The sequence below is a fragment of the Microbacterium sp. NPDC089321 genome (assembly GCF_040684935.1).
Taxonomy (GTDB): Bacteria; Actinomycetota; Actinomycetes; order Actinomycetales; family Microbacteriaceae; genus Microbacterium.
The window spans coordinates 1,087,881-1,110,238 of record NZ_JBFBGX010000001.1 but is presented as its reverse complement, the minus strand read 5'-3'; the positions used below and the strand labels follow the sequence as shown (position 1 = coordinate 1,110,238).

26 protein-coding genes are annotated in these 22,358 nt (G+C 70.8%); 19 read left to right on the top strand and 7 right to left on the bottom strand.

The annotated features are described in order from the left end of the window. Positions 1-2: 2 nt before the first annotated feature. Positions 3-560, bottom strand: coding sequence for a DUF1992 domain-containing protein (locus AB0N59_RS05215; protein ID WP_363479716.1), 558 nt, complete (start codon positions 558-560; stop codon positions 3-5). A gap of 86 nt (positions 561-646) precedes the next feature. Between AB0N59_RS05215 and AB0N59_RS05210 the strand changes: the two genes are divergently transcribed. From AB0N59_RS05210 to AB0N59_RS05200, 3 genes are all read left to right on the top strand, one after another. Next, a complete protein-coding gene (locus AB0N59_RS05210; RefSeq protein WP_363479713.1) occupies positions 647-1,123 on the top strand; it encodes a GNAT family N-acetyltransferase in 477 nt (158 codons plus the stop codon). Positions 1,124-1,208: 85 nt separating this feature from the next. Further along, positions 1,209-2,567 (top strand): DUF222 domain-containing protein, encoded by a 1,359-nt coding sequence (locus tag AB0N59_RS05205; protein ID WP_363479710.1) that lies wholly within the window; start codon positions 1,209-1,211, stop codon positions 2,565-2,567. A 124-nt stretch (positions 2,568-2,691) separates the two neighbouring features. Further along, a complete protein-coding gene (locus AB0N59_RS05200; protein WP_363479707.1) occupies positions 2,692-4,026 on the top strand; it encodes an MATE family efflux transporter in 1,335 nt (444 codons plus the stop codon). 89 nt (positions 4,027-4,115) lie between these two features. On the opposite strand, the gene AB0N59_RS05195 is transcribed toward AB0N59_RS05200, so the two are convergent. Continuing rightward, positions 4,116-5,831, bottom strand: coding sequence for an acyl-CoA dehydrogenase (locus AB0N59_RS05195; RefSeq protein WP_363479704.1), 1,716 nt, complete (start codon positions 5,829-5,831; stop codon positions 4,116-4,118). 80 nt (positions 5,832-5,911) lie between these two features. Next, positions 5,912-6,532, bottom strand: a complete 621-nt coding sequence (locus AB0N59_RS05190) for a TrmH family RNA methyltransferase (RefSeq protein WP_363479701.1) — start codon at positions 6,530-6,532, stop codon at positions 5,912-5,914. A 181-nt stretch (positions 6,533-6,713) separates the two neighbouring features. On the opposite strand from AB0N59_RS05190, the gene AB0N59_RS05185 reads away from it, so the two are divergent. From AB0N59_RS05185 to AB0N59_RS05175, 3 genes are all read left to right on the top strand, one after another. After that, entirely contained in the window at positions 6,714-7,940 is a 1,227-nt protein-coding gene (locus AB0N59_RS05185; protein ID WP_363481207.1) for an Nramp family divalent metal transporter, read from the top strand. Between the two features lie 162 nt (positions 7,941-8,102). Next, positions 8,103-8,429 carry a hypothetical protein gene (locus tag AB0N59_RS05180; protein WP_363479698.1) on the top strand — a complete coding sequence of 109 codons (327 nt, stop codon included), beginning with the start codon at positions 8,103-8,105 and terminating at the stop codon, positions 8,427-8,429. Between the two features lie 2 nt (positions 8,430-8,431). After that, positions 8,432-9,034: a metal-dependent transcriptional regulator gene (locus AB0N59_RS05175; RefSeq protein WP_363479695.1), complete on the top strand. Its 603-nt coding sequence runs from the start codon at positions 8,432-8,434 to the stop codon at positions 9,032-9,034. A gap of 123 nt (positions 9,035-9,157) precedes the next feature. Here AB0N59_RS05175 and AB0N59_RS05170 read toward each other — a convergent pair whose 3' ends face one another. Further along, positions 9,158-9,913, bottom strand: coding sequence for a Na+/H+ antiporter NhaC family protein (locus tag AB0N59_RS05170; RefSeq protein ID WP_363479692.1), 756 nt, complete (start codon positions 9,911-9,913; stop codon positions 9,158-9,160). 10 nt (positions 9,914-9,923) lie between these two features. Between AB0N59_RS05170 and AB0N59_RS05165 the strand changes: the two genes are divergently transcribed. Genes AB0N59_RS05165 through AB0N59_RS05155 form a run of 3 tightly spaced genes read left to right on the top strand, consistent with a single transcriptional unit; the run spans position 9,924 to position 11,353 of the window. Further along, a complete protein-coding gene (locus AB0N59_RS05165) occupies positions 9,924-10,577 on the top strand; it encodes a helix-turn-helix domain-containing protein (protein WP_363479689.1) in 654 nt (217 codons plus the stop codon). A 45-nt stretch (positions 10,578-10,622) separates the two neighbouring features. Then, positions 10,623-10,787 (top strand): hypothetical protein, encoded by a 165-nt coding sequence (locus AB0N59_RS05160; RefSeq protein WP_363479686.1) that lies wholly within the window; start codon positions 10,623-10,625, stop codon positions 10,785-10,787. Beyond that, a complete protein-coding gene (locus tag AB0N59_RS05155) occupies positions 10,787-11,353 on the top strand; it encodes a YdeI/OmpD-associated family protein (RefSeq protein ID WP_363479683.1) in 567 nt (188 codons plus the stop codon). The genes AB0N59_RS05160 and AB0N59_RS05155 overlap by 1 nt, the downstream gene beginning before the upstream one ends. An 8-nt stretch (positions 11,354-11,361) precedes the next feature. Here AB0N59_RS05155 and pyrE read toward each other — a convergent pair whose 3' ends face one another. Then, positions 11,362-11,922, bottom strand: a complete 561-nt coding sequence (gene pyrE, locus AB0N59_RS05150; RefSeq protein ID WP_363479680.1) for an orotate phosphoribosyltransferase — start codon at positions 11,920-11,922, stop codon at positions 11,362-11,364. A gap of 43 nt (positions 11,923-11,965) precedes the next feature. On the opposite strand from pyrE, the gene AB0N59_RS05145 reads away from it, so the two are divergent. From AB0N59_RS05145 to AB0N59_RS05135, 3 genes are read left to right on the top strand one after another with little or no spacing between them, the layout of a single operon-like run. Then, positions 11,966-12,502, top strand: a complete 537-nt coding sequence (locus AB0N59_RS05145) for a YbhB/YbcL family Raf kinase inhibitor-like protein (RefSeq protein WP_363479677.1) — start codon at positions 11,966-11,968, stop codon at positions 12,500-12,502. Positions 12,503-12,543: 41 nt separating this feature from the next. Then, positions 12,544-13,386: an exodeoxyribonuclease III gene (locus tag AB0N59_RS05140; RefSeq protein ID WP_363479674.1), complete on the top strand. Its 843-nt coding sequence runs from the start codon at positions 12,544-12,546 to the stop codon at positions 13,384-13,386. Next, complete coding sequence (locus AB0N59_RS05135; protein ID WP_363479671.1) at positions 13,383-14,207, top strand: HAD family hydrolase; 825 nt, start codon at positions 13,383-13,385, stop codon at positions 14,205-14,207. The genes AB0N59_RS05140 and AB0N59_RS05135 overlap by 4 nt, the downstream gene beginning before the upstream one ends. Positions 14,208-14,212: 5 nt before the next feature. Here AB0N59_RS05135 and AB0N59_RS05130 read toward each other — a convergent pair whose 3' ends face one another. Then, the gene (locus AB0N59_RS05130) at positions 14,213-14,836 is read right to left on the bottom strand and encodes a dihydrofolate reductase family protein (protein ID WP_363479668.1); all 624 of its coding nucleotides are present in this window, start codon (positions 14,834-14,836) and stop codon (positions 14,213-14,215) included. On the opposite strand from AB0N59_RS05130, the gene AB0N59_RS05125 reads away from it, so the two are divergent. Beyond that, entirely contained in the window at positions 14,835-14,963 is a 129-nt protein-coding gene (locus AB0N59_RS05125) for a hypothetical protein (RefSeq protein ID WP_363479665.1), read from the top strand. The genes AB0N59_RS05130 and AB0N59_RS05125 overlap by 2 nt on opposite strands. A gap of 70 nt (positions 14,964-15,033) precedes the next feature. Here the strand turns inward: AB0N59_RS05125 and AB0N59_RS05120 are convergent, their stop codons facing one another. Further along, positions 15,034-16,209 (bottom strand): MFS transporter, encoded by a 1,176-nt coding sequence (locus tag AB0N59_RS05120; protein WP_363479662.1) that lies wholly within the window; start codon positions 16,207-16,209, stop codon positions 15,034-15,036. A 49-nt stretch (positions 16,210-16,258) separates the two neighbouring features. Here AB0N59_RS05120 and AB0N59_RS05115 point away from each other — a divergent pair, with 49 nt between their 5' ends. The 6 genes from AB0N59_RS05115 (at position 16,259) to AB0N59_RS05090 (ending at position 22,329) form a co-directional block, all read left to right on the top strand. Beyond that, a complete protein-coding gene (locus tag AB0N59_RS05115) occupies positions 16,259-17,047 on the top strand; it encodes an HAD-IIA family hydrolase (protein ID WP_363479659.1) in 789 nt (262 codons plus the stop codon). Positions 17,048-17,126: 79 nt separating this feature from the next. Then, positions 17,127-18,461, top strand: coding sequence for a sensor histidine kinase (locus AB0N59_RS05110; RefSeq protein ID WP_363479656.1), 1,335 nt, complete (start codon positions 17,127-17,129; stop codon positions 18,459-18,461). Beyond that, on the top strand, positions 18,458-19,129 hold the full coding sequence (locus AB0N59_RS05105; protein ID WP_363479653.1) for a response regulator transcription factor: 672 nt from the start codon (positions 18,458-18,460) through the stop codon (positions 19,127-19,129). Before AB0N59_RS05110 ends, AB0N59_RS05105 begins: the two co-directional genes overlap by 4 nt. Further along, positions 19,126-20,301, top strand: coding sequence for a benzoate/H(+) symporter BenE family transporter (locus AB0N59_RS05100; protein ID WP_363479650.1), 1,176 nt, complete (start codon positions 19,126-19,128; stop codon positions 20,299-20,301). Before AB0N59_RS05105 ends, AB0N59_RS05100 begins: the two co-directional genes overlap by 4 nt. 73 nt (positions 20,302-20,374) lie before the next feature. Next, positions 20,375-21,265: an ATP-binding cassette domain-containing protein gene (locus AB0N59_RS05095; protein WP_363479647.1), complete on the top strand. Its 891-nt coding sequence runs from the start codon at positions 20,375-20,377 to the stop codon at positions 21,263-21,265. Next, positions 21,262-22,329 carry an ABC transporter permease gene (locus AB0N59_RS05090; protein ID WP_363479644.1) on the top strand — a complete coding sequence of 356 codons (1,068 nt, stop codon included), beginning with the start codon at positions 21,262-21,264 and terminating at the stop codon, positions 22,327-22,329. The genes AB0N59_RS05095 and AB0N59_RS05090 overlap by 4 nt, the downstream gene beginning before the upstream one ends. Positions 22,330-22,358: the final 29 nt, after the last annotated feature.

Genomic DNA, 22,358 nt, shown 5'->3' with positions numbered 1-22,358 from the left:
CCTCACCGACGCCACCAGCGTCGAGCGCGACGCGGTTCAGCATCCGGAATCGTCTCGGCGCGGGCATCCGCGATCCGAGCGGCACGGCGCTCCCGCCACGCCTCCACCTCGACCTCGACGTCGCGCGGGCGCGTCACCACCGGCGGTCCGCCCCGCAGCTGCCGCCTCGCCTCGATCACGCGACGGTTGAAGTCGTCGAGCACGCCGCGCACATCCTCCTCGCGGCCGAGCTGATCCAGCTCGCCGTCGAGCTCACGGTCTTCGACCCGCAGCATGAGGGCGGGCGGACCGAGGCCAGACAGATTCTCGGTCTCGATCTTGCGGCGGATCCACCAGTCGGGATCATGATTCGACCCCAGACCCTCGAGCGGCTTGCCTGCACCGGGAAGGTTGTCGAACTCGCCCCGGCGGATCGCGAGCTGAATGGCCGTCTCGACGAACTCCGCCTTGTTCTGCGCATTCAGCACCATCGAGGCTTCTGCGTCCTGGTCGGCATCCGTGCTCTCGCCCGCGTCGCGGCGGGCTCGGTAGCGGGCGGCATTGCTCATCGCGTCAGACATGAGAGGCACCTCCGTGCCTCCAGGGTACGCGGATGCCGGTGCACAGGCCCCGCGGCGAACGCGATGCACTCTGAGACACTGGGCCGATGTCCTCCCCGCAGCCATCAGCTCCTCCGGCCCTGCGTATCCGACCCTCGAAGGGGACGGAAGAGTATCCGGCGCTGGCCTCGATCTGGCGTGGTGCTGTCGACGCGACGCACGAGTTCCTCGCTGAGGCCGATCGCGATGACATCGAGGCCAGGCTGCAGTCCGACTACTTTCCGGCTGTGGTGCTCTCGGTCGCCGAGCGTGCGGGAGTGCCCGTCGGATTCGCGGGCACGCTCGACGGCAACCTCGAGATGCTCTTCATCGATGCGAGTCGGCGTGACGAGGGGATCGGCACCGCGCTGCTCTCGCACACGATCGCGCAGCACGGCGTGCGCAGGGTCGACGTCAACGAGCAGAATCTCTCGGCCACCGCCTTCTACATCCACCGCGGATTCGAGATCGTCGGCCGCAGCGACACCGACGAGGCCGGTCGGCCCTATCCGTTGGTGCACCTCCGACTGAATCATGATTCGTAGTTCTGTTTGAATATTAGGGGTCAGAGAAGAGGCGTTTCTCGCCTCTTTGTTTGACGTGCGATAGACCGCGATCTAAGCTTTTTCCATGTCAGCAACCGCTCTTCACCCCTTGCGAGAGGCCGTCACGGCTCTCGCCGGAGTGTGGGCGGATGCTGCGACCGCAGCCGACCTCGACCGCGCCGACCTCGTGTCGATGACCCGCGCCATCGGGTCGGCCAGACGGGCGCTCGATGCCCTGCAGGCGGATGTCGCCGCGGCGATCGCGCACGAGTCGCGCCCCGAGCTGGGCGCGGGGTCACTCGCGAAGCAGCAGGGGTTCCGGAACACTGCGCAGCTGATAGCCACGACCACCGGCACCAGCGCAGGAGACGCCGCCCGGCTGGTGAAGGTCGGCGAAGCGATCGCTCCGCGGCGTGACCTTCTGGGCGAGCCGGCGCCGGCCAAATACCCCGCCGTGCAGTCGGGCGTGACCTCCGGAGCTCTCGGCGGGCCGGCCGCAGCGCTGATCGTGGAGTTTCTCGACAGAGCGCGCGTGGGCGTCGACAAGGCTGTCGTGACCGATGTGGAGCGGCAGCTCGTCGACCGAGCGGTCGGACTGTCACTCGACGACGTGCGCCGGCTGGTGAAGCGCGCCGAAGCGCTGCTCGAAGCAGACAGGCTCGAAGCACGCGAAGAAGAACGGCGTGCGCAGCGGTCACTGAGCATGTTCGAGCGCGACGGCATGCTGCACCTGAACCTCGTGACGCCCGTCGAAGAGGGCGCCGCGATCAAGGCCGCGGTCGACGGGTACGTGGCGGCGCAGTTCCAGGCCCGGAAAGACGTCATCGACGCCGACGGGGCGGATGCCGATCAGCGCACCGTCGCCATGATGCGCGCCGACGCCCTCAGCCTCTTCTGCAGCCACATGCTCGACTGCGACAGCCGGATGCCGGTCAGCGGCGCCACCGTGATCGTCCGCATCGACGCATCAGACCTCGAGAACGGCACCGGATCCGGCACCATCGACGGCGTCGACCAGCCCATCTCGGTCGCCGCGGTCCGCCGGATGGCGGCGTCGGGCGGAGTGATCCCCTGCGTGCTCGACTCCACCGGGGAGATCCTCGACTGGGGACGCGAGAAGCGACTGTTCACGAGAACTCAGAAGCTCGCGCTCGTCGATCGCGACGGCGGGTGCGCCATGTGCGGGCTCCCCCCGAACATGACCGAGGTGCACCACATCAGATGGTGGAACCGAGACGCGGGCCCGACCGATCTGCGCAACGGAATCCTGCTGTGCTCGACCTGTCACCACCGCATCCACGACAACGGGTGGGACATCCGCATAGAAGGCACCGACGCGCGATCCGGCACCAGGGGACGAGTGTGGTTCGTCCCGCCGCCCCACATCGACCCGGCCCGAACGCCGCGCCTGGGCGGCAGAGCCCGCTACGACATCGCCGCCTGACGCACCGCCGCCCCGCGCAGCCCGGCCCGCCCCCGCCTCGAACCGCGGGCCCCGCCTCGAGCCTGCCCGCGCCGCGGCCCCGCCTCGAACCGCGGGCGTCCGCGCCACCCCATAGGCTCGTGAGGTGGCATCCACCGCATCCCCTTCCTCTTCTCTCAACCGCGAGATCCTGCGCCTCGCGGTGCCCGCGCTGGGCGCGCTCGTCGCCGAGCCCGCCTTCCTCATCCTCGACTCGGTGATGGTCGGCCACCTCGGCACGGCACCCCTCGCGGGCCTCGGCATCGCCGGCGCCGTGCTGCAGACGATCGTCGGACTGATGATCTTCCTCGCGTACTCGACGACCCCCGCGGTCGCCCGCCGGTTCGGCGCCGGCAACCCCGGCGACGCGGTCTCGGTCGGCATCGACGGCATGTGGCTCGCCCTCGGACTCGGCGCCGTGCTCGCCGCCGCCGGAGCCGTCGCCAGCCCCGCACTGGTCGCCGCGTTCGGGGCATCCGACGCCGTCTCGACCGAAGCGCAGACCTACCTCACCATCTCGATGTGGGGCCTGCCTGCCATGCTCATCGTGTTCGCCGCGACCGGGCTGCTGCGCGGCATGCAAGACACCATGACGCCGCTGTGGATCGCCGGCCTCGGCTTCGGCGCAAACGCCCTGCTCAACTGGATTTTCATCTACGGGTTCGGCTGGGGCATCGCCGGCTCCGCCTTCGGCACCGTCGCCGCGCAGTGGGGCATGGTCGCCGCGTACGTGGTCGTCATCCGCCGCCTCGCCCTCCAGCACGGCGCATCGATGAAGGCGCAGCGCGACGGAATCCGGGGCACAGCCCGCTCGGGCGGATGGCTGTTCCTGCGCACCGTCAGCCTGCGCGTCGCCCTGCTGGCGACCGTCGCGGTCGCGACCGGCATCGGCACGAAGGAGCTCGCCGGCTGGCAGATCGCGTTCACCATCTTCTCGACCGCCGCGTTCGCGCTCGACGCGCTCGCGATCGCCGCGCAGGCCATGATCGGCAAGAGCCTCGGATCGGGCGACATCGACCAGGTGCACCGCGTGCTGCGCCGCACCGTCGCGTGGGGCGCATGGTTCGGCGTGATCGTCGGCGGCGTGATCGCCGCCCTGTCGGGCGTGCTCGGCGTCGTCTTCACCGGGGATGCCGAGATCGGCGCGCTCGTGCAGCCCGCCTTCCTCGTGCTCGCCATCGCCCAGCCGGTCGCCGGAATCGTGTTCGTGCTCGACGGCGTGCTGATGGGCGCGAACGACGCCCGCTACCTCGCGATCGCCGGCCTGCTGAACCTCGTGCCCTTCCTGCCCGCACTGTGGATCATCTCGGCCACCGGAGTCGACGGCACAGCGGGCCTCATCTGGCTCGCCGTCGCCTTCTTCGGCATCTACCTGCTCGCCCGCCTCTGCACGCTCGGCTGGCGGGTGCGCACCGACGCCTGGACCACGGTCGGCGCCTGACCCTCTGAGCCGTCGCGACGCCCCCGGGTTCCGTGCAGGGATCGGGAGGCGGACTCACGAGGCCCAGACCGCCGGGCCGGGGTACCGGCTCAGGCGACCTCGCCCGCCGCCACCGTCTCGGCCAGCATGTGCACGCGGGGCAGGTGGTGCGCACCGTAGAAGTCGGCAGACACCAGGCGCGCGGCGTCGGAAGCATCCGGAGTCTCGTGCGCCAGCACAGCGGCGACTGCGAGAGCATGCATCCAGCCACCGGCGAGGGTGCCGAGCAGCATGAGGTACGGCACGCTGACGCCGTAGGCGTCGCGGGTCGCGCCGAAGCCGACGACGGATGCCGTGGCGCGGCGAGCCGCCTCCACCGCCCGCTCGAGGCGATCGGCCGTGCGCCTTGCGACCTCGTTCTCGAGGCCGCGGAGCTGGTCGACCGTCTCGCCGATGAGGCCGAACAGCGTCTCGGCCGTCGCGCCTCCGTCGCGGATCACCTTGCGACCGATGAGATCGTTCGACTGGATCGCCGTCGTGCCCTCGTAGATCGGCATGATCCGGGCATCCCGGTAGTGCTGCGCGACGCCCGTCTCTTCGATGAAGCCCATGCCCCCGTGCACCTGGATCGCGTCGCTCGTGAGGGCGACGGCATCTTCGGTGGCCCAGCCCTTGAGGATCGGCACGAAGAACTCCGCCAGCGGCCCCGTTCCGTCGGAGTCGGCGCGGTCGAACAGGTCGCCGAGGTAGACGCCGAGAGCGCGCATGGCGAACAGGCGGCTCTGCATCGACAGCAGCAGCCGGCGCACGTCGGGGTGCTCGGCGATCGGCGCGCCGGCGGGGCGGTCGAGCACCGCGCCCTGGCGGCGGTCGTTCGTGTACGCGACGGCCTGCTGGTAGGCGCGGTCGGAGATTCCTGTCGCCTGGAAGCCCATGCCCGCGCGCGCCGAGTTCATCATGACGAACATGCCCGCGAGCCCGCCGCCGACCTCGCCGACGAGGTATCCGGTCGCGTCCTCGTAGGCGAGCACGCAGGTGGGGCTGCCGTGGATGCCGAGCTTGTGCTCGAGCGCCACCGTCGTGACGGCGTTGCGCTCGCCCGGCTTGCCCGACGCGTCGGGCATGAACTTCGGCACGACGAAGAGCGACAGGCCCTTCGCCCCGGCGGGGGCGTCTGGCGTGCGCGCGAGCACGAGGTGCACGATGTTCTCGGCGACGTCGTGGTCGCCCCAGGTGATGAAGATCTTCTGACCGCTGACGCCCCACGAGCCGTCGGCCCGCGGGGTGGCGATCGTGCGGATCGCGCCCAGGTCGGTGCCGGCGTCGGGCTCGGTGAGGTTCATCGTGCCGGTCCACTCGCCCGAGACGAGCTTGGTGAGGTAGGTCTCGCGCAGCTCGTCGGATGCCGCCGCGTCGAGCGCGTGAATCTGACCGGCCGTCAGCAGCCAGCAGAGCGCGAAGGCGGCGTTCGAGGCGTTCCAGATCTCACCCAGGCCCGCGCGGATCGACCCCGGCAGGCCGTCGCCGCCGGCCGACTCGGGCGCCTCGGCGCTGACCCACCCCGCCTCGACGAACGCCTGGTAGGCCTCGGCGAAGCCGTCGGGAAGCCGCACCTGGCCGTCTTCGATGCGGGCGCCTTCGCGGTCTCCGCTGGTCTCGAGCGGTGCGAGGACGGATGCGGCGAACTCGCCGGCTCCCGCGATGATCTCGGTGGCATCCTCGGCCGTGAACGCGCCGCCCGTCGCGCGAGCGGGCAGATCGAGGCCGAACGCCTCGCCGAAGAGGAAGCGGTAGTCGTCGACCGGGGGGACGTAGTCGGATGCCATGGTGCACTCCATTCGCGTGAGACTCAGACCCAGTTTACGCGAGACTGCGTCTCAGTGGAATGGGCGGGTCCGGCATCCGCTCAGGCGTACCGGCGGCACCACTCGTACATGACGACGGCGGCGGCAGCGCTGGCGTTGATCGAGCGGGTCGAGCCGTACTGCGTGATCTCGATATGGCCGGATGCCGCGGCGAGCGCCCCATCCGACAGCCCCGGCCCCTCCTGCCCGAACAGCAGCACGCAGCGCTCGGGCAGCTCGGCGCGATCGACCGGCACCGCCTCGCCGACGTTGTCGACGGCGATGATAGGGATGCCCTCGCTCGCAGCCCACGCCGCGAACGTCTCGACATCGGGGTGGTGCACCACGTGCTGGTACCGGTCGGTGACCATCGCGCCGCGCTTGTTCCACCGCCTCCGGCCGATGATGTGCACGGTGTCGGCGAGGAACGCATTGGCGCTGCGCACGATCGAGCCGATGTTCATGTCGTGCTGCCAGTTCTCGATCGCGACATGGAAGGGGTGCCGCTGCGTGTCGAGGTCGGCGACGATGGCATCCATCCGCCAGTAGCGGTACCGGTCGATGACGTTGCGGGTGTCGCCGTGCGCGAGCAGCTCGGGGTCGTAGTGCTCATCGGCCGGCCACTCGCCCTGCCATGGGCCGACGCCGTAGCCCGGCTGCGCCTCTGAACCGGTCTCTTCCATCACGACCCAGCGTAGCCGCGGGCACCCCCGCCGGTTCGAATCGCTCACTTTGCAGGCCGGGGGCCGCGATCGGCGCCAGTTGAGCGATCCGAAAGCAGGGGGCGGGATGCTATTTTTAGGCATGCCGAAAAATCAGCTTCATGAGCTCGGCCCTCAGCCGACCCGGGTGCGCAGGTCATGGATGCGCAGCGCCTGGCTGCTCGGCCCCGCCCTCGTCGCCGGCGTCGCCTACCTCGACCCCGGCAACGTCGCGAGCAACATGACCGCAGGCGCGCGCTACGGCTATCTGCTCGTGTGGGTCGTGATCGCCGGCAACGTGATGGCCTGGCTGATCCAGTACCTCTCGGCGAAGCTCGGCATCGTTACGGGGCGCAGCCTGCCCGAGGTGCTGGGCACCCGCATCCGCAACCGCTGGGCCCGCCGCGCGTACTGGCTGCAGGCAGAGCTCGTCGCGATGGCGACTGACATCGCCGAGGTGCTCGGCGGAGCCGTCGCGCTGAACCTGCTCTTCGGCGTGCCTCTGCTGCTCGGGGGCGCGATCACCGGCGCCGTCTCGATCGTGCTGCTCGCGATCCAGACCCGCCGCGGACCGCGGCACTTCGAGTTCGTCATCATCGGCCTCATGTCCGTGATCGTCATCGGGTTCGTCGCGGGTCTGTTCGTCGCACCGCCCGACCCGGCCGGCGTGGTCGGCGGCATGCTGCCCCGTTTCGCTGACAGCGGGTCGGTGCTGCTCGCGGCATCCATCCTCGGCGCGACCGTCATGCCGCACGCGATCTACGCGCACAGCGCCCTGACCCGCGACCGCTTCGGCTCCACCGGCGGCACCGGCCCTTCGGGGTCGCGGCTGCCCAGCATCCGGATGCTGCTCACCGTCACCCGCTGGGATGTGACGATCGCCATGATCATCGCCGGCTCGGTGAATCTCGCGATCCTGCTGCTCGCCGCCGCCAACCTGCCCGGCGTCGAGGGCACCGACTCGCTCGAGGGCGCGCACGCCGCGATCAGCGCCGGACTCGGGCCGATCATCGGCACCCTCTTCGCGGTCGGCCTGCTGGCATCCGGGCTCGCGTCGACCTCGGTCGGCGCCTACGCCGGAGCCGAGATCATGCACGGGCTGCTGACCGTGCGCATCCCCGTGCTCGCGCGGCGCCTGGTCACGCTGATCCCGGCGCTGATCATCCTCGGCGTCGGGTTCGACCCCACGCTGGCGCTCGTGCTCAGCCAGGTGGTGCTGTCGTTCGGCATCCCGTTCGCGCTGATCCCGCTCGTGGTGCTGACCGCCCAGCGTCGCACGCTCGGCGAGCACGCGAACCAGCGTCTGACCACGGTGCTCGGCGTGGTGTTCGCCGCCCTGCTGATCACGCTGAACGGGGTGCTGCTCTGGCTCGTCGCGACCGGGGCCTGACGCGGGCTCACCCCAGTCGCTCTCGTCGAGAGCACCACGTCTCGCCGAGTGCACCACGTCCCGACGTCGACAACCGGTGCACTCGACGGCATGTGGCGCAGTCGGCGGACGAAGAAGGCAGCGACCGAGGCCCGGGCGAGCACCGCGGGTAGGCTCGAGAGCATGCCCTCCTCCCCCGCCACGAAGCACCGCGACGACTCCGAGGCGCGTCGCGCGATGCAGCTGAGCACCTGGTTCGCGCTCGGTGCCGCGGCGCTGGGAGTGCTGCTCATCGCGCTGCCGAAGCTGCTGCCCGCGGGGGGACCCTGGGTGCAGCTGGGCCTCGGCGCGCTGACGCTGTTCCTCGCCTTCCGCGCCCGCACGATCGGCACGCGGGGCGTGAACGACTACGACGGGCGCCTGTCGCTGCTCGCGGCGATCGCCGGCTTCGCGATCCTCTTCTTCGCGGGCAACGCCGCCTTCGCCGTGCTCTCCTCGCTGGGCGGCTGACCGTGGCATCCCCCGCGTTCGACGACTACCTCAAGACGGTCTACTCCCACACCGAGTGGCAGGATGCGCCGATCACCCCGTCGCAGCTCGCCGCCGCCCTCGGCATCGCCCCGTCGAGCGTCACCGAGATGGTCAAGAAGCTCGCCGCCGCCGGTCTCGTGTCGCACGTGCCCTACGGTGCGGTGAAGCTGACGGATGCCGGACGCCGGCGCGCCCTGCAGATGCTGCGCCGCCACCGGCTGATCGAGACCTGGCTGGTGCGCGAGTTCGGCTACGCCTGGCACGAGGTGCACGACGAGGCGGAGGTGCTCGAGCACACCATCAGCGACCGCCTGCTGGATGCCATCGACGAGCGTCTCGGCCGACCGCGGTTCGACCCGCACGGCGACGCCATCCCCGATGCCGACGGCGAGGTCGTGCGCGAGCCGTTCGTTCTGCTCGCCGACGCCCCGTCGGGTCACCGCGGGCGCGTGCTGCGGGTGAGCGACCGCGATCCCGAGCTGCTTCAGCAGCTCGAGGATGCCGGCATCGCCGTGGGCGCCGAGATCACGGCTCCCGCCGAGCTGCCCGCCGGGGCGGCGGATGCGGTGTGGCTCAGCGCCTGAGGTCAGCGCCGCTCATCGCGACCGCGACGCCCGCCGATCCGCTTCTGGGCGCTTCGCGCAGGAGACCCCGGCTCCCCCGCCGAAGCGACCGGGGGCGCCGGGGTCTCCCGGGGCGGGGGCGGATCACACCATCGCGAACCCGGCGACCAGGTAGGCGATGAGCGACAGCACCGCGGCGATGCCCGCGTAGGGCAGGATCGCCAGCATCAGGTTGATCGGCTTGATGCCGATCGTGCGCGAGGCGAGGATGATGCCGTCGCCGTACAGGCAGGTCGTGCTTCCCAGTGCTGCGCCCGAGAAGACAGCCGCACCCGCCAGGATCGGGTCGGCGCCGAGGGCGATCGCGAGCGGCAGCACGACGGGCGTGATGACCGCGGCGAGGTCCCAGAACGATCCGGTGGCGTAGGCGTAGATGCCGCAGACGACGAAGACGATGGCCGGCAGCAGCGCAGGGGTGAGCACCGGCTCGGTGACCTGGATGACGAAGTCGGCGAGCTGCAGGGCGATGTTCATCTCCTGCACCATGAAGGCGAGCACGGTCAGCACGATCACGAAGAGCATGCTCTCGATGCCCTGCATGGCGCCGTCGACGATGCCGCGCAGCGTGAGGCGGCGCTCGATCAGTGCGATCACGACGGTGACCGCGAGGGCCGCCCCGGTGCCGGTGACGACGTTCGCGTCGGTCGCGATGGTGACGCCGACCAGCGTGGCCATCACGATCAGGAACGACCAGGGCCGCGCCTGGCGCGGCCGGCCGACCACATCGGTCGAGACGGCGACGGCGACGCGCTGGGCGGTCGACCCGTCGGCGTCGTCGGCGCGCAGCTCGGCGAGCAGCCTGCCGCCCTCGGCGACGCGCTCCTCGTCGGTGGTGCCCAATCGAGCTCCGATGATGAGAACCCCGCGGGGCGCGGGCCGTCCCACGGCGCCCCTGCTCACCGAGGATCGCATCCTGCAGGCCGCGTTCCGGCTGACCCGCGAGCGCACTCCCCGGCAGTTCACGATGACCGCGCTGGCCGAGGCACTGGGCGTCCGCACCTCGGCGCTGTACCACCACTTCGCGAACCGCGACGCGGTGATCCGGGCGATGCGCGGCCGCATCTCGGCCATGATCGACGACGGATGGCACCAGAGCGACGACCTCGCACGCACCCTCGAGTCGTGGGGGCACGCGTATCGTTCGGCGATGCTCGCCGCTCCCGGCGCGATCGTCATGCTGGCCACCCTGCCCATCGACGAGGACGCCTCCTCGTTCGCCCAGTACGAGCACGTCACCCGGCTCATGACCGCCGACGGATGGCCCGCCGACAACGCGGCCGACGCGATCATCGCCATCGAGTCCTTCGTGATCGGGTCGGCGCTCGACGCCCTGGCCCCGGCCGACAACATGTCGCCTGGCGCCCTCGCCGAGTCGTTCCCCGCCTTCGCCGATGCCGAGCGACGTCGTGCGGCCGCGAGCGACGACCCGGCGCGCCGCACCTTCGCGATCGGTCTCACCGCCCTCATCCACGGGCTCGGGCACTGGGCCACCCGCGGCGACTGACGCCCCCAGCGCCTAAGCTGAACGGACCGGATCGAGAGGACGCCCATGGACCAGCAGGACATGCTCTTCCTGGTGCTGATCAGCATCGGCCTGGCATCTCTCACGCTCGTCGTCATCCAGCTGCTCAAGCGCCCCAGCCGCGACAATCGCGGCGAGTGGTACGAGGGACCGTGGGACGACGACGACGCGCCCCGCGGACGCAAGCGCTGATGGGCGCTCTCGACGACGGCGAGCGGATCACCGCACCGGATGCCGGCACGTGGCGCGCGTGGCTCGACGAGAACCACATGCGCGCCGGCGGCGTCTGGCTGCTGCACGTGCGCCGCGCCACCGACGACGGGCTCTCGTACGAAGACGCGGTCCGGCAGGCGCTCTGCTTCGGCTGGATCGACGGCCCCGTGCGCACCCTCGACGACGACACCGTCGGGCAGTGGTTCTCACCGCGCCGACGCGGCAGCGGCTGGGCGGCGACGAACAAGGCCCGCTTGATCGAGCTCGAGGCGGCCGGCATGCTGGCTCCGGCGGGCATCCGCGTGATCGAGGCGGCGAAGGCCGACGGGTCGTGGACGATGCTCGACGGCCCCGAGGCGGGCATCGAGCCCGACGACTTCGCCGCAGCACTGGATGCCGTGCCCGCCGCGCGCGAGAACTGGAACGCCTTCCCGAAGTCGGTGAAGAAGTTCGGCCTCACGAACATCGCCACGGCGAAGCGCGCCGAGACCCGGGCATCCCGCATCGCGAAGGTCGTCGCCGACGCGGCCGGCAAGCGGCCCTGACGCCGAGGCTACTGCGGGTCGAGACCGAGGTCGTCGAGATCGTAGGCGGCGAGCCACTGCAGGCCCTCGGCCTCGATCGCGGCCTGAGCGCCGGTCTTGCGGTCGACGATCACCGCGACCGCGACGACCTCTGCGCCCTCGCGGCGCAGCACCTCGACGGCCTTCAGAGCCGACTGCCCGGTGGTCGAGGTGTCTTCGAGCACCACGACGCGCTTGCCCGCGACGTCGGCGCCCTCGACCTGACGGCCGCGGCCGTGGTCCTTCGGCTCCTTGCGCACGACGAACGCGTCGAGCGGACGATCGGATGCCACCGACGCGTGCATCACCGAGTTCGCGATCGGATCGGCGCCGAGCGTCAGTCCGCCGACGGCCGAGATGTCGTGATCCTTGATGAGATCGAGCATGATGCGCCCGATCGCGGGAGCCGCGCGGTGATCGAGGGTGAGCTTGCGCATGTCGACGTAGTAGGTCGCCTTCTTGCCGCTCGAGAGCGTGAAGTCGCCGTGGAACACCGCCTCATCCTTGATGAGGTCTAGCAGGGACTGGCGGTCTTCGTCGAGGGTGGTCACGGATTCATCCTATTCGGCCTACCGTTGGGCGCAGGAGGTCCACATGTTCTCATTCGATCCCTATGCCGAGCTCGCCCGGCTGCGCCCCGTCGCGCCGCTCGAGCTGACCAGCCCCGACTTCGACGCAGGCGGGCCGCTGCCCGGCTTCGCGTGGTCGTCGGATCGTGCCGGTGAAGACAGGCATCCGACCCTCGAATGGTCCGAGCCGCCGGCCGGCACCCTCAGCTTCGCCATCTCGTGCTTCGATCCCGACGCTCCGACCGGATCGGGGTTCTGGCACTGGGCCGCGTACGACATCGCTCCGGATGTGCGCCGGCTCGACAGCGGCGACGGCACCTCGGCGAACCTGCCGAGCGGCGCCGTGGTGCTGCCGAACGAGGCCCGCACCGAGCGCTTCATCGGCGCGGCTCCGCCCGCCGGTACCGGCGTGCACCGCTATTTCTTCGTCATCGACGCGCTCGACGTCGACCACCTCGACCTCGAGCCCGGCTCGACGCCGGCGGTGCTCGGCTTCAACAGGCATTTCCACACGCTCGCGCGCGGCGTGCTGATCGGCACGGGAGACCCCTCGGAGCGCTAGGCCCGGCGGCGGCTGTCCGCCGCCCCGAATAGGCTGGATGCATGCGTCTGGCCACCTGGAACATCAACTCGATCCGCACCCGCGTCTCGCGCGCCGTCGACTTCGCCGTGCGGGAAGACATCGATGTGCTGGCCTTCCAGGAGATCAAGTGCAAGCCCGAGCAGTTCCCGTACCAGCCGTTCGAAGAGGCCGGCTACCAGGTCGAGGTGCACGGGCTGAACCAGTGGAACGGCGTCGCGATCGCGAGCCGCCTGCCGATGACCGACGTGCGCACCTCGTTCGCCGGGCAGCCGGGGTTCGCGAAGGGGCATGAGGGCCCCGACGCCCCGCTCGAGGCCAGGGCGCTCGGCGTGATGGTCGACGGCGTGCGGGTGTGGAGCCTGTACGTGCCCAACGGCCGCTCGCTGAACGACGAGCACTACCACTACAAGCTGCACTGGCTCGAGGCGCTGCGCACGGCGACCGCCGCCGAGCTCGCCGCCGATCCGAACCTGCCGCTCGCCCTCGTCGGCGACTTCAACATCATTCCGTTCGACCACGACAACGGCGACCCCGCCATCGTGCAGGGCTTCTCGACGCACGTGTCGCCGCCCGAGCGCGAGGCGTTCTTCGCCCTCGAGTCGGCCGGCGTCACCGATGTCGTGCGCCCGCTGATCCCCGAGGGCTTCACCTACTGGGACTACCAGCGCCTCAAGTTCCCGCGCAACGAGGGCATCCGCATCGACTTCGTGCTCGGCTCGAAGCCCTTCGCCGACGCCGTCACCGGCGCGGCGATCCACCGCAACGAGCGCAAGGGCGAGCAGCCCAGCGACCACGTGCCCGTCGTCGTCGACCTCGACTTCGGCGGTGACGACGACGGCGACATGCCGATGATCTTCGCGTGAGCGCTCTCTCCGGCATCCGGCTGATCGCGACCGACCTCGACGGCACGCTGCTCGACGAGGGCGGGCGGGTGAGCGCGCGCACGCGGGCGGCTCTCGACGCCGCCCGCGATGCCGGGATCGAGACCATCCCCGTCACCGCCCGCCAGCCGATCGGGCTGCGGCCCATCGCCGAGCAGGCCGGCTTCGACTCGTGGGCGCTGTGCGGCAACGGCGCCTACGGACTGCACCTGAAGACCGGTGAGCATCTGTTCGCGGAAGAGATCCCCGCCGACGTGCAGCGCGAGCTGGCCGAGGCGCTGCTGAAGAGCATCCCGGATCTGGTCTTCGCGAGCGTGCGCGATGCCGGCGAGGGCTTCGTGGCCCAGCACGGCTACGCCGATATCGCGCAGCTGAGCGACCACAAGCGCGACCCGCAGACGATGGGCGGGGTCGCGCTCGACGAGGTCGCCGGGTCGCCCAGCCTCAAGCTCGTCATCCGGCATGCGTCGGTGCCCATCGACGAGATCTTCACTGCGCTGAACGCGCTGGGCCTCACGGGTTTCGCCACGACGCTGTCCGGTGCACCGTTCGTCGAGGTGATGGCGCAGGGCGTGACCAAGGCGACCGGGCTGGCGCAGGTGTGCCAGCGGCTCGGTGTCGAGCACTCCGAGGTGCTCGCCTTCGGCGACGCGCTCAACGACCTCGAGATGCTGCAGTGGGCAGGTCATGGCGTCGCGATGGCGAACGCGATCGACGTCGTGCGCGACGCCGCCGACGAGGTCACCGCATCTCACGCCGACGACGGCGTCGCCGCGGTGATCGAGCGGATGCTCGAGGGCTGACCCCCTCAGGCCCCCATGGTGCCGGTGCGCACCTCGCCCGGCTCGGGGGCGTAGCGCAGCAGCAGCGCGCCCCCGTCTCCCGTGTCGGCACTGATCAGGCGCATGTTGTGCGGGGCAGCACCGTCGGGGAACACCTTCTTGCCGCGCCCGAGGACGACGGGATACACCCACAGCTGCAGCTCGTCGTAGAGCTGCTCGGCGAGCAGGGTCTGCACGAGGTCGACGCTGCCGATCACGTGCACATCCTGATGCCGCTCGCGCAGGCCTGCGACCTCGGCCGCGAGGTCGTCGCCGATGCGCGTCGAGCCCTGCCAGTCGAGCGCGAGCGAGGCATCCCGCGACGCGACGTACTTCGGCACCCGGTCGAACAGCTGCCCGATCGCCCCCTCCGGCCCGGTCGTGTGCTGCGGCCAGTACCCGGCGAAGATGTCGTACGTGCGGCGCCCGAGCAGCAGGGCATCCAGGGTCTGCATGCCCGCCATCACGCTCTCGCCCACCGCCTGGCTCGGGTATCCCGCCTGCCATCCGCCGTACGGGAAGTCGTCACTCGGATCCTCTTCCGGGCCGCCCGGCGCCTGCGCGACGCCGTCGAGGGTGGTGAACAGGTCGATGATGATGCGTCCGCTCATGTCGTTCATCATGCGCCTGCTCTCGTGGGCGCGAAACCCCGATCTCGAGGCCGAGCGTGAGCCGGCGGGCGGGTGGGCATCCTCGCCCCTGCCGGTCGCCCTCGCCCCTGCTGACCGACGTGAATGAGAGGGGGCGACGACGCTGAGCGGGGGCGGGAGCAACAGACCAGCGCAGCGCACCCGGGCGGCCCGGGCCCTCAGCGCGAGCGGCGCAGGCCGAGCGCGGCGAGTGCGCCGGCTCCGGCGGTGAGCGCCGCGACGACGAGCAGGCCGGCGCCCGCGACGGATGCTGTTCCGACCGCGCCGGCGATCAGCGGACCGCCTGCATCTCCGAGCTCTCGCCCGAGCTCGGCCGAGCCCATCGTGCGGCCCATCCGCTCCTCGGGCGTCGAGGCCGCGAGGTGCGAGAAGGCGACCGGGGTGGCGCAGCCGACGCCGACGCCCACCAGCAGGGCGGTCGCGATGAGTCCGACGAGCGCCGGGGTCAGGGCATCCAGCGCCACCGCACCCGACAGCGCGAGGCCCGCGGCGATCAGCGCAAGACCGCCGATCGCGCCGAGACGCACCGAGATGCGGCCGCGGTCGTGCGCGGCGCCCACCAGCGGCTGCACGGCGGCCGACGCCACCGCGAGCACCGTCACCAGTGCCATGCTGCCGACCGTGCCGATGCCGGCCTGGCGGGCGAGCAGCGGCAGGAAGCCGACCGCGACGGCGAGCGCGCCGGTCGTCGCGGCGAGCACGAGGGTCGGCACGACGAATCCGGGAGCCGTGAGCTCGCGCCCGAGGTCGACCAGCGTCACCCTCTTGCGCGGCAGCACGGGCACCTTCGGCACGGCGACCATCACCCACCCGGCGGCGACGAGCCCGATCACGGCGAGTGCCCAGAACAGTGCGGACAGCCCGCCCCACACGACGAGCACGGCGCCGATCAGCGGCCCGAGCGCGTAGCCGAGGCTCTTCCACGATCCGTAGCGGCCGAAGTACCTGCCGCGCGAGGCGGCGTCGGTCAGTCGGGCGACGGCAGCCGACGACGCGGGCGAGAACGCCGATGCCGCCGCCCCCTGGCCGAAGCGCGCGACGATCAATCCGACCGTGCCCGGCACGAGCGCACCGAGCACCGAGAACGCCGTGAACGCGAGCAGTCCGCCGACGATCACCGGCCGCACACCCACGCGGTCGCTGAGCGCGCCGAACAGGGGCTTGAGCAGCACCTCTGCGAGGTCGTACAGCGCGAGGGTGAGGCCGAAGGCCAGCAGGGTCCAGCCGATGTCGTCGGTCTCGGCGCCGAGGGCCGCCGCGATGCCATGCGCCCCGAACGCAGTGGTGAAGCCCGCGAGGTAGAGGGGTGCGAGGCGCGGGCGCGGGTCGGTCACGCTCGATTCTCACACGCGCGTGCCGCTCTCCGGCCGATAGCCTGAAGCCATGGCTGACCGCTCCGAGATCGAATGCTGGCTCACCGACATGGACGGCGTCCTGGTGCACGAGAACGACGCCATCCCCGGGGCGTCCGAGCTTCTCGCAGGGTGGGAGCGCGACGGCATCCCGTACCTCGTACTCACCAACAACTCGATCTTCACGGCGCGCGACCTGTCGGCGCGGCTGCGCGCCAGCGGCCTGCACGTGCCCGAGCACCGCATCTGGACCTCAGCTCTCGCCACCGCCGACTTCCTCGCCCAGCAGCTGCCGGGCGGCTCGGCGTTCGTGATCGGCGAGGCGGGTCTGCTCACGGCTCTGCACGAGGCGGGTTTCATCATGACCGAGACGCGGCCCGACTTCGTCGTGGTCGGCGAGACGCGCAACTACTCGTTCGAGGCGATCACCAAGGCGATCCGCCTCATCGGCGCGGGCGCGCGCTTCATCGTCACCAACCCCGACGCCACCGGCCCCAGCGCCGAGGGTCCGCTGCCGGCGACGGGCGCGATCGCCGCGCTGATCACCAAGGCGACGGGGCGCGAGCCGTACGTGGTGGGCAAGCCCAACCCGATGATGTTCCGCTCGGCCCTGAACAAGATCGGCGCTCACTCGGAGAAGACCGGGATGATCGGCGACCGCATGGACACAGACATCGTCGCCGGCATCGAAGCCGGCCTGCACACGGTGCTGGTCATGACCGGCATCAGCGACCGCGTCGAGATCGAGCGGTACCCGTTCCGTCCCGACGAGATCGTGCAGTCCGTCGCCGATCTGCTGCCCGCCGAGCGCACCGACTGACGCGCTCCGTCGAGATTCGCCCGCCCCGTCCGCCGTGAGGGGGATGCCGTGGCATCCTCCGCCTCCGTAAGTTGGAGAGATGCCCGAGTCCGCCGTCTTCACGCGCACGCCGACCGACCGCGACCGGCGGCAGGACGTGCTGCTCGCCGCGGTCATGCTGGTCGGCGGCGTCATCAGCGCGGCCCTGTCGACCATCGCCGGCGTGTACGGCGACGAGCAGGGACCGATGTGGTGGGCGCTGCTCGTGGTCGCGGGCATATCGCTGCCCCTGATCGTGCGGCGCCGCTACCCGGCCGCGGTCGCCGTCGTGATCGCGCTCGTCATGTTCACGAGCGTCACGCTGCGCGTGCCCGAGATCTACGCCACGAACATCGCCATGTTCGTGGCCCTGTACACGGTCGGCGCGTGGATGAACGATCGCCGCCGTGCCTTCTTCGTGCGCGCGGGCATCATCCTGGGCATGTTCATCTGGCTCATCATCGTGATGTACCGCGACGCGATCGACGAGGCCGACAAGGCCGACGTGGCCGCCGGGCTCTTCTCGCCGTTCGTCGCGTTCATGATGATCAATCTGCTCATCAACGTGCTCTACTTCGGCGGCGCCTACTACTTCGGCGAGCGCTCGTGGCATGCCGCGGCGCAGCGCTTCGCTCTCGAAGAGCGCACGCGCGAGCTCGAGGCCCAGCGCGAGCTCACGGCGGCGCAGGCGGTGGCGCTCGACCGGGTGCGTATCGCCCGCGAGCTGCACGATGTCGTCGCCCATCACGTGTCGGTGATGGGCGTGCAGGCCGGGGCCGCGCGGCTCGTGATCGACAGCGACCCCGATGAGGCGAAGCGCATGCTGGCCGGCGTCGAGCAGGCGTCGCGTGAGGCGATCGGAGACTTCCGGCAGCTGCTCGAGACCCTGCGCGATCCCGGCGATGGCGGATCGGACGACCCGTCTTCGGTCGGGCTGGCAGACATCGAGCGGCTCGCGCAGGCGTCTCGGGATGCCGGGCTGCCGACCGACTACACGGTGATCGGCGACCCCGTCGCCGTGCCGTCGACGGTCGAGGTGAATCTCTACCGCATCGCGCAGGAGGCGCTCACGAACGCCCGTCGTCACGCCGGCTCCGGCGCATCCGCCGACGTGCGGCTGCGCTGGGTTCCGGATGCCGTCGAGCTGGAGATCGTGAACACGGGCCGCTCGGTGGGCGTGCTGCGCCCTGGCCTCGGGCAGCTGGGCATGCGCGAGCGCGCCCTGGCGTCGGGCGGTGAGATCGAGCTGCAGCCGCGTCCGCAGGGCGGATTCCGCGTGCGGGTGACCGTGCCGCTGGAGGCCTCTTCCGGGTTCGAGTCGCGCGAATCGCAGCATCCGGGCCCCGACGGCGACCAGTTGAGCGATTCGAACGCAGAGAGAGGGGCCGTCCGATGATCCGCGTGCTGCTGGTCGACGATCACGCCATGCTGCGGGCGGGCTTCCGGGCGATCCTCAGCACGCAGCCCGACATCGAGGTCGTCGGCGAGGCCGCCACCGGCGCCGAGGGCGTGCGGCTCGCCGCCGAGCTGCAGCCCGACGTCATCACGATGGACGTGCAGATGCCGGACATGGACGGCATCGAGGCGACCAGGCGCATCATCGCCGACCCCGCGAGCACGGCCTCGATCGCGATCGTGACGACCTTCGATCGCGACGAGTACCTCTTCCAGGCCCTGGATGCCGGGGCAGGGGGCTTCCTGCTGAAGAACGCCGGCCCCGAGGAGCTGATCACCGCGGTGCGGGCGCTGGCCGCAGGCGACGGGATCCTGGCTCCGGAGGTGACCAGGCGGGTGCTCGCGAGGTTCACGACGCCATCGGCCGGCGAATCGCGCGAACGGATTGCCCCCGCCCCCGCACGCGTGCTCGCCGAGCCGCTCACCGACCGCGAGTCCGAGGTGCTCACGCTCATGGCCGACGCGCGCAGCAACGCCGAGATCGCGGGCGAGCTCTTCATCGGCGAGGCGACCGTGAAGACGCATGTGTCGCGCGTGCTGCAGAAGCTGGGCGCCCGCGACCGCGTGCAGGCGATCGTGCTCGCCCACCGCCACGGGCTCACCCGGTGAGCACCGTCGACCGTCCCTCGCCGACCCGCCCGATCACCGCCGGCATCGTCACTGCGCTCGTCGGGTTCACGAGCTCGTTCGCCGTGGTGCTCACCGGGCTCCATGCCGTCGGCGCGACGCCGTCGCAGGCGGCCAGCGGCCTGCTCGCGCTCAGCCTCACGATGGGCGCCGCCTGCATCATCCTCGCCTGGCGCTACCGCATGCCGATCACCTCGGCCTGGTCGACCCCCGGTGCCGCGCTGCTCGCCGCGATCAGCGCGGTCGACGGCGGCTGGCCGGCCGCGATCGGCGCGTTCCTCGTCGTGGCGGCGCTCATCCTCCTCACGGTGCTCGTCCCCAGCCTCGGCGCGCTGATCGCGGCGATCCCCCCGTCGATCGCGCAGGCGATGCTCGCTGGAGTGCTGCTGCCGCTGTGTATCGCACCGTTCGCCGGCATCGTGACGAATCCGTGGGGCGTGGTCCCCGTTGTGCTGACCTGGCTGGTCGTCACGCGCATCGCCCCTCGCTGGGCGGTGCCCGCGGCCTTCGTGACCGCGACGGTCATCGTGGTGGCCGGTATCGCGGCATCCGGAACCGAGGTCGATCCGGCCGTTCTCGTCCCCGCCTTCACGCTCACCGCGCCGACCTTCACGGTGGGGTCGATCGTGGGAATCGCGCTGCCCCTGTTCATCGTGACGATGGCCTCGCAGAATGTTCCTGGTATCGCGGTCATGCGCAGCTTCGGATACGAGGTGCCCTGGCGGCCGGCGATGCTCGTCACCGGCATCGGCACCGCGCTCGGCGCCCCTGCCGGCGGCCACGCGATCAACCTCGCGGCGATCAGCGCCGCCCTCGCCGCGGCTCCCGACGCCGAGCCCGATCCTGCCCGGCGCTGGATCGCCGGCGTCTCGACCGGCGTCTCGTACATCGTGCTCGGCGGCCTGTCTGCCGTCTTCGCCGCGCTGGTGCTGCTGGCGCCGGCCGCGGTCATCCCCGCCGTCGCCGGACTCGCGCTGTTCGGCGCGTTCGGCTCGGCGGTGCAGCAGGCGATCGACGATCCCGGTGAGCGGATGCCCGCCGTCGTGACGTTCCTGGTCGCGGCATCCGGCATCGCCCTGCTCGGCATCAGCGCCGCGTTCTGGGCGCTGGTCGCCGGTCTGCTCGTCCGGGGGGTGCTGCATCTCGGCAGGTAGGCCGTGGGAGGGATCCGACGGATCAGCCGCAGGGGGGATGCCGGGCACCGCCTGCCTTCCCTAGCGTGAGGGCATGAGCTTTCTCAGACTTGATGGCATCACCAAGAGCTACGGCTCGCGCAGGGTGCTCGACGGCATCCGGTTCGACGTCGCCCCAGGGCGGCTGACCGGATTCGTCGGCGGCAACGGCGCGGGCAAGACGACCACCATGCGCATCATCCTCGGGGTGCTCGCCGCCGACGGCGGCACCGTCTCGCTCGGCGACCGGCCGGCCACCACCGCCGACCGGCAGCGCTTCGGGTACATGCCCGAGGAGCGAGGGCTGTACCCGAAGATGAAGGTGCTCGAGCAGGTGGTCTACCTCGCCCGCCTGCACGGCTTCAGCAAGGCGGATGCCACGACGCGCGCCACCGCGCTGCTCGAAGAGCTCGGACTGGGCGAGCGCCTGAACGAGAAGATCGAGGCGCTGTCGCTCGGCAACCAGCAGCGCGCGCAGATCGCCGCCGCCCTCGTGCACGACCCGGAGGTGCTGATCCTCGACGAGCCGTTCTCGGGCCTCGACCCGCTCGCTGTCGACGTGGTCGCCGAGGTGCTGCAGCGCCGTGCCGCTGCGGGAGCCGCCATCCTGTTCTCGTCGCACCAGCTCGACGTCGTCGAGCGGCTCTGCGACGACCTGATCATCATCGCCGGCGGCACGATCCGCGCCGCCGGATCGCGCGAAGAGCTGCGCTCGGCGCACTCCACGCTGCGGTACCAGCTGCACTCCAGCGGCGATGCCGGCTGGCTCCGCAGCGAGCCGGGCGTCGCGGTGCTCGACTTCGAGGGAGGCTCGGCGCTGTTCGACGTCGATGCTCCCGACACCGCGCAGCGCGTGCTGCGTCAGGCCATGGATCGAGGCGCCGTGTCGAGCTTCGCTCCCCAGCATCCGTCACTCGCCCAGATCTTCAAGGAGGTCATCGCATGAACAGCGCGATCTGGCTCGTCGCCGAACGTGAGATCACCGCCAAGCTGCGCAGTCGTGCGTTCGTCATCGCCACCGGCATCCTGCTGCTGATCGCCCTCGCAGGCGTGCTGATCGGCGGATTCGCGAGCAAGAGCCCGTCGGCGGATGCCATCGCCGTCACCCCCGAGACCGCGAGCGTGGTCGAGGGGATCGCCGGGGTCGAGGCGCACCAGGTCGCCGACCGCGCCGCCGCGGAGAAGCTCGTCACCGCCGACGACGTCGAAGCGGCCCTGGTGCCCGGTGACACGAAGGGGTTCGGGTTCGTCATCCTCGCGAAGGAGAGCGCGCCGTCGAACCTGATGATGATGCTGTCGCAGTCGCCGACCGTCGAGATTCTGCAGCCGGCCGGCACCGACCCGCTGCTGCGCTACCTCGTGGCACTCGGCTTCGGGCTCGTCTTCCTGATGGCCGCGTCGACCTTCGGCGGGACGATCGCGCAGAGCGTCGTGGAAGAGAAGCAGACCCGCGTGGTCGAGCTGCTCATCTCGGCGATCCCCACGCGGGCGCTGCTCGCGGGCAAGGTGCTCGGCAACACGGTGCTCGCGATGGGGCAGATCATCGCGCTCGCGGTGATCGCCATCGTCGGGCTGATCGTCACCGGCCAGGAGGACGTGCTCAGCGGCATCGGGGCGCCGATCCTCTGGTTCGCGGTGTTCTTCCTGTTCGGGTTCGTGCTGCTGGCGGCGCTGTACGCGGCGGCCGCGTCGATGGTGTCGCGTCAGGAGGACATCGGCTCGACCACGATGCCGCTCATGATGCTGGTGATGGCGCCGTACTTCCTCGTGATCTTCTTCAACGACAACCCGCTGGTGCTGACGATCATGTCGTACGTGCCGTTCTCGGCCCCGGTGGCGATGCCCGTGCGGATGTTCGTCGGCGAGGCGCAGTGGTGGGAGGGCGCGCTGTCGCTTGTGATCCTCGTGGTGTCGTGCGTCGCGGCGATCCTCGTCGCGTCGAAGATCTACGAGAACTCGCTGCTGCGGATGGGCGGCCGCGTGAAGCTCGCCGAGGCCCTGCGCGGCTGACCCCCCCCGCCCCCGCCCCCGCGTCCTGT

Bases quoted from the DNA above. Each gene is read 5' to 3' on its own strand.
- AB0N59_RS05210 (WP_363479713.1), top strand. From the start codon at position 647: ATGTCCTCCCCGCAGCCATCAGCTCCTCCGGCCCTGCGTATCCGACCC.
- AB0N59_RS05090 (WP_363479644.1), top strand. From the start codon at position 21,262: ATGAACAGCGCGATCTGGCTCGTCGCCGAACGTGAGATCACCGCCAAG.
- AB0N59_RS05130 (WP_363479668.1), bottom strand. From the start codon at position 14,836: ATGAGCGGACGCATCATCATCGACCTGTTCACCACCCTCGACGGCGTC.
- AB0N59_RS05145 (WP_363479677.1), top strand. From the start codon at position 11,966: ATGTTCTCATTCGATCCCTATGCCGAGCTCGCCCGGCTGCGCCCCGTC.
- AB0N59_RS05205 (WP_363479710.1), top strand. From the start codon at position 1,209: ATGTCAGCAACCGCTCTTCACCCCTTGCGAGAGGCCGTCACGGCTCTC.
- AB0N59_RS05125 (WP_363479665.1), top strand. From the start codon at position 14,835: ATGTCGTTCATCATGCGCCTGCTCTCGTGGGCGCGAAACCCCGATCTC.
- AB0N59_RS05165 (WP_363479689.1), top strand. From the start codon at position 9,924: ATGATGAGAACCCCGCGGGGCGCGGGCCGTCCCACGGCGCCCCTGCTC.
- AB0N59_RS05195 (WP_363479704.1), bottom strand. From the start codon at position 5,831: ATGGCATCCGACTACGTCCCCCCGGTCGACGACTACCGCTTCCTCTTC.
- AB0N59_RS05190 (WP_363479701.1), bottom strand. From the start codon at position 6,532: ATGGAAGAGACCGGTTCAGAGGCGCAGCCGGGCTACGGCGTCGGCCCA.
- AB0N59_RS05215 (WP_363479716.1), bottom strand. From the start codon at position 560: ATGTCTGACGCGATGAGCAATGCCGCCCGCTACCGAGCCCGCCGCGAC.
- AB0N59_RS05095 (WP_363479647.1), top strand. From the start codon at position 20,375: ATGAGCTTTCTCAGACTTGATGGCATCACCAAGAGCTACGGCTCGCGC.
- AB0N59_RS05160 (WP_363479686.1), top strand. From the start codon at position 10,623: ATGGACCAGCAGGACATGCTCTTCCTGGTGCTGATCAGCATCGGCCTG.
- AB0N59_RS05155 (WP_363479683.1), top strand. From the start codon at position 10,787: ATGGGCGCTCTCGACGACGGCGAGCGGATCACCGCACCGGATGCCGGC.
- AB0N59_RS05180 (WP_363479698.1), top strand. From the start codon at position 8,103: ATGCCCTCCTCCCCCGCCACGAAGCACCGCGACGACTCCGAGGCGCGT.
- AB0N59_RS05140 (WP_363479674.1), top strand. From the start codon at position 12,544: ATGCGTCTGGCCACCTGGAACATCAACTCGATCCGCACCCGCGTCTCG.
- AB0N59_RS05185 (WP_363481207.1), top strand. From the start codon at position 6,714: ATGCGCAGCGCCTGGCTGCTCGGCCCCGCCCTCGTCGCCGGCGTCGCC.
- AB0N59_RS05115 (WP_363479659.1), top strand. From the start codon at position 16,259: ATGGCTGACCGCTCCGAGATCGAATGCTGGCTCACCGACATGGACGGC.
- AB0N59_RS05110 (WP_363479656.1), top strand. From the start codon at position 17,127: ATGCCCGAGTCCGCCGTCTTCACGCGCACGCCGACCGACCGCGACCGG.
- AB0N59_RS05105 (WP_363479653.1), top strand. From the start codon at position 18,458: ATGATCCGCGTGCTGCTGGTCGACGATCACGCCATGCTGCGGGCGGGC.